Annotated in this window: 11 protein-coding genes and 1 pseudogene; 9 read left to right on the forward strand and 3 right to left on the reverse strand. The window is 37.3% G+C overall.

Annotated features, from left to right (window positions below; genetic code table 11):
* Nucleotides 1–86 precede the first annotated feature (86 nt).
* Nucleotides 87–1,760, forward strand: coding sequence for an NADPH-dependent assimilatory sulfite reductase hemoprotein subunit (locus H7254_RS18525; RefSeq protein ID WP_301934387.1), 1,674 nt, complete (start codon nucleotides 87–89; stop codon nucleotides 1,758–1,760).
* A 402-nt stretch (nucleotides 1,761–2,162) separates the two neighbouring features.
* On the opposite strand, the gene H7254_RS18530 is transcribed toward H7254_RS18525, so the two are convergent.
* Nucleotides 2,163–2,786 (reverse strand): response regulator transcription factor, encoded by a 624-nt coding sequence (locus H7254_RS18530; protein ID WP_301934388.1) that lies wholly within the window; start codon nucleotides 2,784–2,786, stop codon nucleotides 2,163–2,165.
* Between the two features lie 3 nt (nucleotides 2,787–2,789).
* Entirely contained in the window at nucleotides 2,790–4,814 is a 2,025-nt protein-coding gene (locus tag H7254_RS18535) for a sensor histidine kinase (protein WP_301934389.1), read from the reverse strand.
* A 378-nt stretch (nucleotides 4,815–5,192) separates the two neighbouring features.
* Here H7254_RS18535 and H7254_RS18540 point away from each other — a divergent pair, with 378 nt between their 5' ends.
* From H7254_RS18540 to H7254_RS18570, 7 genes are all read left to right on the forward strand, one after another.
* Nucleotides 5,193–6,572, forward strand: coding sequence for a hypothetical protein (locus tag H7254_RS18540; protein ID WP_301934390.1), 1,380 nt, complete (start codon nucleotides 5,193–5,195; stop codon nucleotides 6,570–6,572).
* 257 nt (nucleotides 6,573–6,829) lie between these two features.
* Complete coding sequence (locus tag H7254_RS18545; protein WP_301934391.1) at nucleotides 6,830–7,111, forward strand: hypothetical protein; 282 nt, start codon at nucleotides 6,830–6,832, stop codon at nucleotides 7,109–7,111.
* A gap of 84 nt (nucleotides 7,112–7,195) precedes the next feature.
* Nucleotides 7,196–7,588, forward strand: a complete 393-nt coding sequence (locus H7254_RS18550) for a hypothetical protein (RefSeq protein ID WP_301934392.1) — start codon at nucleotides 7,196–7,198, stop codon at nucleotides 7,586–7,588.
* A gap of 21 nt (nucleotides 7,589–7,609) precedes the next feature.
* Nucleotides 7,610–8,341, forward strand: coding sequence for a hypothetical protein (locus tag H7254_RS18555; RefSeq protein WP_301934393.1), 732 nt, complete (start codon nucleotides 7,610–7,612; stop codon nucleotides 8,339–8,341).
* A 505-nt stretch (nucleotides 8,342–8,846) separates the two neighbouring features.
* Nucleotides 8,847–9,479 (forward strand): porin family protein, encoded by a 633-nt coding sequence (locus tag H7254_RS18560; protein ID WP_301934394.1) that lies wholly within the window; start codon nucleotides 8,847–8,849, stop codon nucleotides 9,477–9,479.
* 13 nt (nucleotides 9,480–9,492) lie between these two features.
* Nucleotides 9,493–10,161: a hypothetical protein gene (locus H7254_RS18565; protein WP_301934395.1), complete on the forward strand. Its 669-nt coding sequence runs from the start codon at nucleotides 9,493–9,495 to the stop codon at nucleotides 10,159–10,161.
* A 106-nt stretch (nucleotides 10,162–10,267) separates the two neighbouring features.
* Complete coding sequence (locus H7254_RS18570; RefSeq protein WP_301934396.1) at nucleotides 10,268–12,286, forward strand: FG-GAP-like repeat-containing protein; 2,019 nt, start codon at nucleotides 10,268–10,270, stop codon at nucleotides 12,284–12,286.
* A 226-nt stretch (nucleotides 12,287–12,512) separates the two neighbouring features.
* Here the strand turns inward: H7254_RS18570 and H7254_RS18575 are convergent.
* Nucleotides 12,513–13,916: pseudogene (locus H7254_RS18575) on the reverse strand (ATP-binding protein); the annotation flags it as partial.
* A gap of 391 nt (nucleotides 13,917–14,307) precedes the next feature.
* Between H7254_RS18575 and H7254_RS18580 the strand changes: the two are divergent.
* Nucleotides 14,308–14,503: MOSC domain-containing protein (locus tag H7254_RS18580; protein ID WP_301934397.1), on the forward strand; the 196-nt coding region annotated here is incomplete at its 3' end.

The following is a 14,503-nucleotide window of genomic DNA, read 5'->3' on the forward strand; positions in this document are numbered from 1 at the left end:
GGCGACGCAAGGATGCTGCTATGAAATACAAATGCCAGGATAAAAAAACAGAAAGGATTACTTTAAGAAGTGAAAAATAAATTACCATGTCAGACAAAAATAATTTATCAGCAATAGAAAAGATAAAGACGGCCAGTGATGGCCTGCGAGGTTCTATACCAGAAAGTTTACAGGATGAAATTACCGGTGCTATCCGCGAAGATGATACTGCGGTATTAAAATTCCATGGCATGTACCAGCAAGACGATCGGGACAGGCGGGAAGAACGGGCAGATAAAAAACTGGATCGGTTGTATACTTTTATGATTCGCCTGCGTTTACCCGGCGGATTTATTAGCGCAAAAAAATGGATTGCTGCCAACGAAATTGCGGGTGAAAACAGCACGGGTGTAATTAAAATTACTACACGGCAAACCCTGCAGTTGCACGGTTTGATTAAATCAAAAATAAGGCCCACGATACAGTCTTTCAGTCAGGCTGGGCTGGATTCTATCGCTACCTGTGGAGATATTAACCGCAACGTCAGTTGTACCTCTCATCCCGGCGAATCGGCGATACATGCGCAGGTATTTGATTACGCTGATAGAATCAGTAGTTTTTTGATGCCTAAAACAAATGCCTATTACGAAATATGGCTGGATGAAGAAAAGATTGCGGAGAAGAGCGATGAGGAAGATCCATTATACCAGGACAGGTATTTGCCCAGGAAATTTAAAATAGGTATCGCCATTCCGCCAAACAATGATGTAGATGTTTTTACCAACGATCTCGGCTTGGTGGCAATTATAGAAAATGATGAATTAAAGGGTTTTAACATCGCCATTGGAGGCGGTTTGTCAACTACACACGGCAACACTTCTACCTACGCCAGGCTGGGTACAACAATAGGTTTTGTTGATACGGAAGAAAAAATAATGAAGACGATTTATGAAATCATTACCGTGCAACGCGACTTTGGCAACCGAAGCGACAGAAAACTGGCGAGGTTAAAATATACGCTCGACAGAATGGGGGTGGACGCCTACCGGGCCGAAGTAGAAAAACGCACGGGCTTTAAACTGGAACCTGCAAGACAGTATGAGTTTACGCAAAGGGCCGACCGTTATGGATGGCTGCAAAATGCACAAGGCGTTTGGTACTATACGTTGTTTATAGAAAACGGTCGGGTGCTGGATGATGAAAAACTGGCGCTGAAAACGGCTTTGCTGGAAGTAGCAAAAACGGATAAAACCAATTTCCTGTTTACTTCCAGTCAAAACATGATCATTAGCGATGTGGCAGATAAAGACAAAGCCGCTATCAACGAAATACTGGAGCGGTTTAAAATAATTGAACATACAGAAGCGGCAAGTCACCTGCGTAAAAATGCTATTGCCTGTGTGGCATTGCCTACCTGTCCGTTGGCGTTGGCAGAAGGGCAGCGTTACATGCCATCCCTGATATCTAAAATTGAACCACTGATAGCAAAATACCAATTGCAAAATGAATCTATCATTATGCGGATGACCGGTTGCCCTAACGGATGTGCAAGACCTTATGCTGCTGAAATTGGTTTTGTAGGTACCGCTGCCGGAAGGTACAACCTGCATGTGGGCGGCGATAACCAGGGCGAACGTTTAAATACTTTGTACAAGGAAAGCCTGGATGAAGCAAGTATTCTTACTGAACTCGACAACCTGTTTACAACTTTTAAAACAGAAAGAAATGCCCAGGAAAGTTTTGGTGATTTTTCTTACCGGAAGTACGTGTTGAAAAATTAAATTTTAAAATAAGAATTGTTAAAAAAATCTGTACCCTTTTGGTGCGGATTTTTTTGTTTTATGGGAAGGTTCCTGCCGCATTGGATGTTCCCTATATTTCTGGAAGCCCACACACTATGCCGTTGTTGCGTGTTTGGCCGCCGGGTGTTGCAACAAAGCAATCTCCATCAACCAGCAATCACTTACTATTTATGTACAAGATGCATTTTTATCCTGTATGCTTTTGCGTTAGTCTGAAATTTTAAGTCGCAGTAAACTTAGCCATAGACCATATTTCTTCTCAATAAAAAAATATGCTTTAAACTTATCATGAACGCTAAAAGCGCCGGGCTTATACTATCAGCAGGATGGCCGTTTTCAGATACATTCAATTAAAGCAATTGTTCTTTTGCCAATGGCAAATTAAATATACTTATTTTCCACTGCGAGTCTTATGAGACAGGCGGTATTTTTTACTTTCAATTTTGCGAGTAAGTTTTTTCTATGGCTATCTACGGTGAATGGACTCAGGAATATTTTTTGCGCAATTTGCGGATTGGTAAATCCTTCGGCGATTAGCCCCAGGATTTCTTTTTCCCTTGGTGATAGTTCCAGTAATTTATTTAAAGATGCCCGCTCATAGGCTTTCAAAGCTTCACCTACTTCACCGGCAAAATAAATTCCACCTTTGTTTATCGTGTGTATTGCTTTTAAAAGTTCATCCCTTGATGCGTTTTTTAAAATGTATCCACTGGCGCCATTTTCTAGCATTTTTTTTATGTACAATCCCTGGTTAAAGGTGCTTAATCCAAGAATAAAAATCTCAGGATACCTGACTTTCATGATCCGGCAAAGCTCAACACCATCCATTTCAGGCATACTGATATCCATCAATACTACATCGGCACTATTATTCACAAAAAATCCCAGACAGGATTGGGCATTCATTGCGTGGCCCGCCCATTCAATATCTTTTTCATTTTGAAGGAGTGAATGAATTCCTTCTATTATAACGGGATGATCGTCTACAATAAATACGCGGATCATATTTTAAATGTTGAATTCTATGTTTATCAAAGTTCCTTTCCCCATTTCTGAATGAATTTCCAATTGTCCTTTTAAATAATCCACCCTTGATTGTACGTTGGTAAGGCCTGCGCCGGTATTGGCTTTCATTAATGTAGTGTCAAAGCCTTTGCCATTATCTTCCACAATTATATTAAACCGGTTTTCGTCTTTGATCAATTGTACCCTGGCTTCTGAAGCACCTGCATGCTTCATGATATTATTTAGCAATTCCTGGATGATTCGGTAAATAATAATCTCTGAAGAGCTTTCGATTCTCGTTTCCATTCCTATGGACTGGTACTTTAGTTCCAGCAATTTAGTAGCATTAATTGTATTGCAATAGTCTTTTAGGGCTTCATCTAAACCAAATTTTTTCAACATTTCGGGCGTCATGTTTTGAGCTACCCGCCTAAGTTCTTTGATGGAGGTATCAATGAGGTCTAATGAACGTTCGAAGACGGCCATGTTGTCTGGCGTAATAATTAGATTATCTTTCATATTGCTTAGTGAAAATTTTACTCCTGATAATAAACCTCCGAGCCCATCATGCAAATCCTTCGCCATGCGGCTTCGCTCTACTTCCTGCCCTTTTAAAATAGAATCAACGGCTATCAATTGTTTATCCTTTTCCAGTTCACTGATACGCTGCTGATGTATTAGATTTTGTTGCCTGGAGATTTGCTGGCGGTGACGAAGATTACGATATCCTATAAAACTTAATAGCATCAATCCTGCCAGCGAACTAATAAGAATGTAATTGTAAGTTGTTTTTTGTGACAGGGAAAGCGTTTGTATTTTTTTATTTTTATGAAGTTGAAGAATTTCCTTTTGTTTTTCTGTTGCCTGGTATTTGTTTTCTATTTCTGCTACAGATTTTTTTGAACCTTCAAGATTGATGCTATCTCTAAGTTTTAATACCTGTTGTAAATAATGCAATGCCTTTGCAGGATGATTTGTTTTTTCCTCAGCCACCGAAAGGTCTTCATAAATTTTCATTAATCTTTCCGGGTGTTTACTCTCAAGAGCAAAAGGTATAGCAGAAAATAAATATTTTTTAGCGATATTATAATTCCCCATTTGCAGGTAACAATAACCAATTTCTTTCTGCATTTCCATTACCCGGAATTTATAATTTCCAGAAAATGCTTCATTTAATGCTTTGGTATAGAAACCAATTGCTGGTTGATAATCCTTTTTTATGCTATTGTAGGATGCCCATCTTTCGTAATACTCATAATTAATATTGTGATTGTTTAATTGCATCACAATCGGCTTCGCCTTTAAAAGATAGACAAGGCGGGAGTCTAATTCATTTAATTTAAGGAAATCCTGGCAGACATACAGGTAGGTGAATGCAATCGATTCTTCATTACTTTCATTAAGTAAAATCATCAACGAAAGTTTGTCGTATTCCAATGTTTTCCTGTACTCTTTGAGGTTGGAATAGATAGTGGAAATAAAAGTATAATACACAGCAATTGCCTCGTTCTTGTCAGGTTCTTCTGAAGCTTTCCAGGCATCAATCGTTTGAAAATATATTTTGATGGCATCATCACTTTTTCCAATCTTCGCAAGGCTATGGGCTTTTTGACCCAAAGAAACAGCGATCGATAATTTGGCTTTGGCAACCTCCGACGGGAAGCGTTTTTCCTCTATTGTTTTGTTGAAAAAATATATCGCTGTATCAAAAATAAGGTTTGCCAGCCCATCGTCACTGGTAAATTGTTTGCTCATGCCTTTTCCATTATAGTAACTACCCAACGCTAGATTATTATTGATCTTTTTTGCAAGCGCATAACCCTTTTCTCTGTATTGATCACTTTTTAAAGAATCGTAAGTATAGATAGCTTCGGCTAAGGCAAGATAGATAAAAGTAAAAACAGAATCAGGCTGGTTTTTTTGTAGTTCTTTTTGCAGACTATCAATTTTATATGTTTGAGAAAATACCTGTTGAGCCAAAAGGCAGAAAATAAGTATACCCAATTGATATGGTTTATTAAATGTCATAAATCACACTACTTTATTTCACATAAAGGTTATCATTCCTTTTCATAAAATCAAGTAGTCATATCAAAATACCAGTTTCAGGTGATTCTTTGGATCGCAGGCAGAATCACTGTTTCGGGTGAAAAAATACTTGATTAATATATGGACATTTGAAATTGCAAAACAGGAGTATAAGATAGCAATCAGATTTTTGAATAGTGTAAACGAATTTAAAAAACTAAACCGGCAACATAAACATACTACTTCCAGGCTTTTTAGCCTTAGGTAAATATATAGAGAAAGTATCTTTCAGAAATAAGTAAGAGATATATAAGATAGAAATGCAATAAAGGTTTTCTACACCAGGCGATAAAAAGCTTTTCGATTAAATAAATAATTATGAAAAAATTACTCCTCTATTTTTTGTTATTTATCTCTGCAAACTCATCTGCACAAAACATTTCTGTCACTGATTCTATTATAAAATTTGGCATTACTGAAAAAGGTAAACCGAATGGCGAAAAATCAGAAATTAAAATTGATAAAAATGGAGGCAGCATTCAATCCCCTGATGGAAAAGTGGAATTGATTTTTCCTGTGGGCGCAGTTACAAAGAAGATGAAAGTATCCATTCAACCGGTAATAAACTTCGCCCCAAATTCTACCGGCAATGCTTATCTGATGGAACCTGCAGGCATAGTATTTGAGCAGCCCGTACAAATTATATTTCATTATCGCCAGGACGATACAGAGGGAAGTGCAGCAGGTTTAATGGGAATCGCCATGCAAGATAATAAAGGTTTTTGGAGCCCATTAAAAAATGTATTATTAGACACTGTTTCTAAAACCATAAAAGCAGATATTCAGCATTTTAGTTCCTACGTAAATTATATGTGGTCTAAGCTCAAACCAGTTTCAGCAAAGGTGAAAGTGAATGGAAGCTTAAGGTTAAACATCGTTACACTTGCGCCTCTTGACGAGTTTGAGGAAAATGAACTTTTGGAGCCTCTGACAAAACCTGGTAAGGAAGTAGAAGTAGCCCAGGTGTGGAGAGTAAATAATATTGCAAAGGGAAATAGCACGATTGGTTTTATCTCTGCTTCGCAGAATAATTCTGCAATTTACCAGGCCCCATCACTGGTACCCGAGCAGAATCCTGTCGCCGTTACTGTTGAACATTCTTTCTATTCAGCATTTCTTAAAAATAAAAATATAACAAAACTGGTGAGTAATATTTTGATTTATGGGGATGCCTGGGAAGTGAATATGATAAGTGAAATGAAAGGGGGCTCTATTGAATCATGGGGCGGTTTGGTAACATACAGCGACGTCGGGAGTTTCACTGTATCATTAGAAAAAAATAAATGTGCTATCATTGGCATTAAGAACCATATGGAAACACTTACAAGTAATTGTAGTAAAATAGTTTTGAACCCTAATACCTGTACAGGATTATTTCATGTTGCCGGTGCAAAATCGATTAAGGTAAGTCCTGCCAATCCGCCCGCCCTGCCATACCCCCTGGTTGAAATATTTTTTATTCCTCATCCAATAGAACTCACTCAATTCAAATTTACGTGCCCGCCGCCACCGGGCGTAATAGGAGGTTCAACCGGTACTTTTGACTTATCACAAAGAGTAATGCAAATGTTTTATAAAACGCCTGCGATTCCACAGTATTTAAAGTTCGAAGCAAGAGACGGCGTACAGGTACTTGCAGAAGCAGGAAGTCCCGGCAGTGAACTTTATTATAAAATTTGGATAGAAAAAATAAAATGAGGTGGTAAACGCTCTTCAATAAACAGCACTCTTCTAAATTAGATTCATACTATATAAAGCGAATTATTTTCACTTTACAATTCATATTTTTCTTTTATAAAATTTCCTTGCAATGCTACATTTTTATAATTGCAGCAAGCATGCTCATCCTATCGGATAATTCGGTGAAACTATTGCAGAATCACTGTTTCGGGTGATTGATAATATTTTTGTCTCGTTTACATTTGGTTTACTTTATTTTATTTCTACCAAAAATTATGAATAAAATATCATCATATTACTACTGCCGGGGATACATCGTTTCTTATAATGTTTTATACGGAATTAACCTTGCCTCCATCGCTGCTCAATGCAGTGGCTGTTACCGGCTGCAATCATTTTACCAGCTCGTTACATCCTATCTCCAAATGATGAGTTTTATGGCCAATACAAAATTGGCCGGAGTAGATGGAGAAGCAGGAAATACAATATGGATCAATAACGATATTGCAAACGGTGAAAGTAAAGCCGGGTATACATGGGGGATTAATTCGGGATGAAATTTCAATGAAGGACCGTTTAAAGGAATGTTTGGACCGGCAGCTGCGGTACAACTGAACAAAAATGTAAAAATAGTCAAACAGATGAAAAAAATAATTCCAATTATATTTTGCTCATTTCTTTTATCTCCCGTAAATATACAAGCCCAGGTTTGTAATACAGTTGCCATCATGAATGTAAAAGGCAAATGGACAACTACCGCTGAAAATATAGTTTATCCTGACAACACATTTTCCTCCACTCAATACAACCAGTTAAGAACACGTCTTGATAAAATTGCTGTATTATTTAAAGAAGCATATCCCCAACCCGTAGGTATGGAAGCCGCGTGGTATCGTTCCATACGAGGAAATAGCTTGGTTGAAAAGGGGCCGGTTCCTTACCAGTTTAATGCTCTATACAAAAGTTGGTACTGCAACCAAAACCTGCATAAACTAATGTTGGGAACTGAAACCAACACCTGGTCTAATGTTTAAGTCAATGATTTCGGCTGGTTCATGACCCATCAATATGATGAATTAGCTGATAAAATAGATGGTTCCGTTGCTTTTCTTCTTCCAAAAAAAATTGGTGAATGGAAGGGGTTTCCGCTATACCAACCATCAGGAAATAATACAAAAAATAAAGCCATACTAATTACCCGGGATGGCCAATTACCTTATAAGCCTGTAAGTCGTTTACAATTTTTGAATTCAATGAAACAAAAATTAGCAGCAAGTAAAAAAGCCCAGATAGATATAAATAATAAAATGCCGGAAAGAACAGAGGCAGAACAGGAAGCCGCTAAACAAAAGGGCCTCGAAAATGCATTAACCGGTGCTCCGCCCGGCAGGATAGAAGAAAGAAAAGCAAGCTTTATAAAAAAATATAGAACAGACCATCAACGTAAAGAAGACAATATTCAACAAACTGAAAATTATTTTAACGGGCTTATTAAACCTTATGATGATATCCGGAAGAACCTTACTCAAAATGAATTAAATGAGCCGGCTATTGTTGATCGAGCTGACTGGACATCGTCTTTTAAAGGATTTACTACCGAGGAAAAAGGAGGAAGAATGATCGTATTTATTAACAATGATTATTTCAATTTAAAATTACCAAGGTATGTTCCACAGTTTATTGCTTTATACTGGGAATGGGACACAAATTCTCCTGCAATGAATTTTAAAAAACAATTAGAAGGAAATTTTTCAGTAGATAAATTAAAAGCAATGATTGATAAGTAATAATGGTGTACGGCAGTTGCAGATTACAGATCCTGATGAATGTAATAATACAGCAAAACCTCTGGTAACAGCACTTATAAAATTAAAAACTATACAGTGCTATGCAGCTATTTTGATGGAAGGAAATTCCAAACTGTGTTTGCCGGTATTGGGTTTAACAGGGAAAACCTCAACCCAACTTTAATAATGCTGAGTTTAAATGATGACATACTGTATAGACAATAATTATTTCATTTATAAAAATGTTTAAACCATTTGCTTTAAACATAAAATCATGCTGGTTTAATGATTTTCATTTTCAATTATAATACTATTATGCCGAGTTTTTTAAATATTGAAATCAACCCACTCACCCTTTCGGGTGATTTTATGAATCAATTGCAAAATCACTGTTTGGGGTGATAGCTTTCGTTTTTCATTCTTATACTTTTGGCTTCACATCTATTTGGTGATACCCGGTATCCATAAAAGTTTAAAACTTATTATCAAACTCAAATTTATAAAAATGAAAAAAAATATCTTTTACCTTTTAGCATTAATACCAAGCTTCACATTTGCCCAAATAGGAATTAAGGCAGGCTTAAATTTTGCTAACATTTCAAAATCCGGGGATATTAAAAACAGTAGTAAATCCGGATTCAATGTTGGCGTTTTTCTTGCTCCTGCTTCCAAAAAAGTTCTTAGCTCCCACACAGAACTATCCTATTCGCGGCAGGGATATAATTACAAAAGTGCTTCAAATACCGGGAATGTAAATTTGGATTATCTACAGTTCGCTCAATTTGCATCAATAAATATCTCAAAATATTTTTCGTTGTTGTTTGGTGCGCAGAGTGCCTACCTGCTTAATGCATCCGTGGACAGTACCAGTAATGGTGCAACAGGTTCCGAAAACGCAATGATGGCTTTTTATAATAAGATCGATTATGGCTACGCGATTGGTGCGGAAGTTCATCCTGTTTTGGGCTTAATAATAGGCGCGAGATACAATGTGAGCTTAGCAAAAATTTATAAAGATGTACAAAGTGGCCAGGCGCCATCTTTCACCAGTGCTGATGCAAAAAATAATGTAGTTCAATTGTATGTTGGTTGGCGGTTTGGTAAAAACGAAAAGAAAAGTTCAAATTCAAATAACTAATAAAATTCTTTTTATGAAGACAGCTCTTTTAATTACAATAATCTTTTTTAATGCCGCTTCGTTGTGGGCTCAGTCAGACCTGGTAAAATATCCTGAACCCGAATTTAGCAATGAAGTGTATTACCTGAAGAAGGATACAACACGCTCAGCAATCAGGCTGGAAAAAGAATCTGCCCAAATGGAAGCCAAACTAAAATTTGGTGGCCTGGGCGGAATGGAAAATGGCTACACCATTAATGACACAAAGTCAAACGTGCGTATCGGCGGTGGAAATAATTTATCATTTGTATTTTCTACCGGAGCCTCAGTGAAAGTTACCTCACCATCTTCAGATTCTTTAATGAATGCCAATGGCATGGATCCTAATATGCAAAACATGATGAGCGGCATCAATAACCCTCTGGACAATATCGTACTTTATAAATTGGAAGGTGAAAAAGGGAAAAGAAAAATTTTACTGCAAAAAAGCGGCGGCGCCTTTATCCCGAATAGTAAGAAAATAAAGACGAGTGAAAAATACACTTTCAGTATCAAAAAAATAAGAGAAGGTTACGCTGAATTGGTAATAGATAAAATGTTACCTGTTGGAGAATATGCATTTAGTATGATGACCCTCGGGATGGGAGCAACAGGCGGAGATATGACCTTGTTTGCATTTGGTATTGATAAAGCTGGCTTTTAATAAAAATGAAAGTTTATAATAAAATTATTATTCCTGCGGCTCTTAATTTTTCACGCTTTTTTAAATAATAAATATCATGTTTCAACTTTTACAAAAATTGGACAAAATGATTTTTGTCGTAAATTTATTAACAGCAACAAGTGCTTTAGCGCAACCTGCTGTAAGTTCTTTTTCGCCAGTAAGTGGTCATGTTGGCACAAGTGTTATTATTACCGGCACAAACTTCAATGTAGTTGCTGCTAATAACATTGTGTTCTTTGGCGCCGTAAAAGGTATCGTCACCTCAGGCAATGCCACCAGCCTAACAGTAACTGTACCTGCCGGAGCTACCTATAAGCCGATATCGGTTCTAAATAATGTTACTGGCCTTACCGGTTATTCTTCTAAACCATTTATCATAACTTTTGCCAATACAGCCGGGATTCCAGCTAATCTTTATAACCTGAAAGCTACTTTTCCAGTTTTGACTTCCCCACGGCCTGCTGCCATTATTGATGTGGATGGAGACGGCAAACCCGATCTTGTAGTTCTTGACAGGAACGCTGATAAGATTTCCATATTACGAAACACGTCCACGTCAGGTACCATTGACGCCTCCTCCTTTGCTGCCAAGGTTGACTTTACTTCGGGATCTTTTGGATACTATCTGGCACTGTGCGATGTAGATGGCGATGGTAAACCTGATATCGTTGTTGCTACGAATCAGTTTATATCAGTTCTTCGAAATACTTCTGTTTCCGGCGTTATCAATGCTGCATCTTTTGCTGCAAAGGTTGACTTCGCTTCTGGATTTACAGGTCCTAATTTTATGTCAATTGCAGATCTGGATGGAGATGGTAAACCTGAACTTATAAACTCAAATGATAATGGTAAAGTATCCGTATGGAGAAATGTATCCAGTCCTGGAGTTATCGACATTTCATCCTTTGCAGCGAAAGTTGATTTTACAGTAGGTGGAACTCCTGTTTCTGTTACTGTTGGTGATGTGGATGGAGATGGCAAACCCGATATGGTGTTTCCTGATGCAACACTAGGTGCGAATAAGATATCTATACTTCGCAATATCACTATAGCAAATTCAATTTCTTTTGCAGCAAGGGTTGACTTTGCCACAGGTAGCACGCCGCGTTCAGTTGCTATTGGCGATGTTGATGGTGATGGCAAGCCGGACCTGGTGGTGGCTAATTCAGAACCCGCTTCCACTACTGTTTCCGTACTACGGAATACAACAACATCCGGCATTATAGATGCGTCATCGTTTGCTGCTAAGGTTGACTTTACTACAGGATTAAGTCCTTTTGATGTGACACTCGCAGATTTAGATGGAGATGGCAAGTTAGACCTGGCAGTTGCAAACCAATTCTCTAATAGTATTTCTTTATTGCGCAATACGGCTACACCAGGAAGCATTACCGCATCTTCTTTTGCCGGTAAAGTTGACTTTGGTACAGGTACAAATACCCATCCACTTTCCATTGAAATCGGCGATTTAGATGGAGATGGGCTTCCCGAAATTGTAACAGCAAACAGTTCTACTTCCTCCGTTTCCGTTTTACAAATCAATCTTTCTGCGTTACCGGTCACCATTACTAACGTAAAAGCGTATTCAAAAAATAGCCGTGTACAGGTGGAATGGTTGTCGCAGCAGGAGAGCAATATAGACCGGTATGAAGTGGAACGATCAGAAAACGGACAGGATTTTTTAAAGGTAGGAACAGTACTGGCAAAAGGAAACAGCGGGATTACATTACAATACAATTTTTTTGATCCAAATCCATTAAACGATGTTAGCTTTTACAGAATAAAAGTAATTGAACATGACCATGGAACTTATAGTCAAATTTTAAAAGTAACAACAATTAACAGTTCTATAAATACATTAATCATTTACCCAAATCCAATACAGGATAATGCTATTTCTTTAAAGATAAATCTTCCACAAGGAAGCTATCATATATCGTTAACCAACAAACAGGGCCAACAAATACTAAGCAAAGTAATAGCGCATGCAAAAGGTACATCTACAGAAAGCTTAAAGCTTCCCAATGCCCTTGCAGCAGGTGTTTGCCAGCTCAGGTTAGCAGGTGAAAATATAATAATTACCCGCCAGTTAGTTAGTAAATAATTTTTTTTATGGAAAGAATGGGTTTTTGTATAATTGCTGAAATACGAATTATAACAATTCTTCCAGCTATGCCTGGCAGCTTTTTAAAATAAACGAATTCATATTTTGATAGAAGCTGCTGAACCAATGGAACAAAGTGCCTGCAGAAAGTTATTCGTATTACAGAAATCTACGTAAAAAAATCGTTTCATTAATCATTAATATCAATCATTGATTGCGGCTTTTCTCAACTTTTAAAAAGTGCACCCATTGTTATTTCTTTTTGTACAAGCCCCGTATAAGTATTGATATTTTTTACACCGTAAGTTGTTATAAGGGTTAAAAATATAGCCTTGCGTGTTTTGGTATTATCCCGAAAAACTTTAAGTTTGGTATCCAGTTCGCCGGCATAACTTTTCGTTATCTGGTATTGAGTCACGGAAAATTTAATTTCGCAAATATTGATGCTCCTGAAGTGTCTGTCTATGAGTAAATCTATTTGTACTCCCTGTTCTCCTTTTTTTGCATTATAACGCCAGGTAGATATTTCTGTATGTACACCTTCAATACCCAGTGCTTTTTTTAGCTGGGGTGCATGTTTAATACAAACACTTTCAAATGCATTGCCACACCAGCTTTGCCAGGAGGCGCCGGTTAAAAATCTTGTCCATGTTCCGGTGCCCTTGAATTTACTATTCTCTATAAATTTTAAATAAAAATGTGAATATTCGTCTGTTAACCTGTAAATACTTTCTTTAGCGGTTTTATCAAAAGGGATGTATGGTGTAATAAAACCTGATTGAGTAAGTTCTTCCAGTAGTTGAGTTGTACCACCTCCTGACGTTAATTTACAGGCTTTAATAATTTCATTCCGGTTTAGTCCTGTTCCCTTTTTTGCAAGGGCTCTTATAACTTGTATATGGTAATAGGCATCGTCAAAAAGTGACGTAAAAAGATTTTTAAATTCTTCGTGCAACAATCCGTCTTTGGTAAAACATATTCTGTCAATTGCCTGTATAGCGCTTTCGCCTTTTTCTATTTGTTTCAGGTATTGCTGAATTCCACCCATTGCCATATATAATTGCAATACCTGGTATTGGTCCAGGTTTATTTTTCTTTCTTTTAAAAGCAGTTCCGTTTCATATAAAGTAAATGGCAGCAACCTTAACTTACGGGTTACCCGGTTATGTAATCCACCCCTGTTGTTAATTACTTTTTGAATCATCCAGGCGGCGGCTGAACCACAAAGTATCACTATCAGATTTTTTTGCCGGCAAGCCCAGGTATTCCAAAAATTTTCAAATGCCTGTAAAAATCCAGAACGGGGAGTTCCTATCCAGGGAAATTCATCAAAGAAAATAGCAGTTCGTTGTTTTTTTATAACAGGTTTTAAGTAGTCTTCCAGCATGCTGAAAGCGCTTATCCAAGTAATAGGTTTTACTGGTGTACGTTTCGTTACTTTGGATAATGCCAGCGTAAAATTTTCCAGTTGCTGGTTAAAGGAAGCATTGTGTATGCCTGAAAATTCAAAGGCCAGTTTTTTTGCAAAAACATTCCGTATAAGAAATGTTTTTCCAACTCTGCGTCTTCCGAATACCGCAACCAGCTCAGGTTCTGAGGAATTAAAAACCTTATCCATGAACTCCAGTTCTTCTTTCCTTCCAGTTAATTTTTACATCTTTTTTTATTTAATTTATTTTTCCGCAGTACGTTTCATATGGATGATACGGGTATTTATATCCTGCCAAATGTACAAATAAAACACTTGTTTTGGCGAACTATAAATCTATTTTATAGTGCCAAATGTATATACAAAATGGTAGTTTTGGCAGGTTATAATATTTTTACTTGGTAATCGCGGAGAGATTTTTCGCAGGTAGTTTGCGTAAAGAAAGACCTATCCAGAGAATCTGGATAGGTAGCTAGGGGTTGTATAAATAGAATTTTAATGGTGCTATATCTGATGAAAATAATTAGTGGGTAATGATAAATTGATTCTTTATTGCCGTAATTAAAACAAATAAAATCACCATCTTTGAAAGATGTATACCATAAGCCAACTTTTTATTTATCCCGTTAAATCACTCGGTGGTATTGAAGTTACTCAAGCACACTTAACCGATCGCGGCTTGCAATACGATAGAAGGTGGATGCTGGTAGATAATAACAATCATTTTCTTACCCAGCGGGAATATCCAGTGATGTGTTTATTGCAAACTGCTATTGAGGGTAATAAAC

The sequence above is a fragment of the Ferruginibacter sp. genome, assembly GCF_014377975.1.
GTDB lineage: Bacteria > Bacteroidota > Bacteroidia > Chitinophagales > Chitinophagaceae > Ferruginibacter.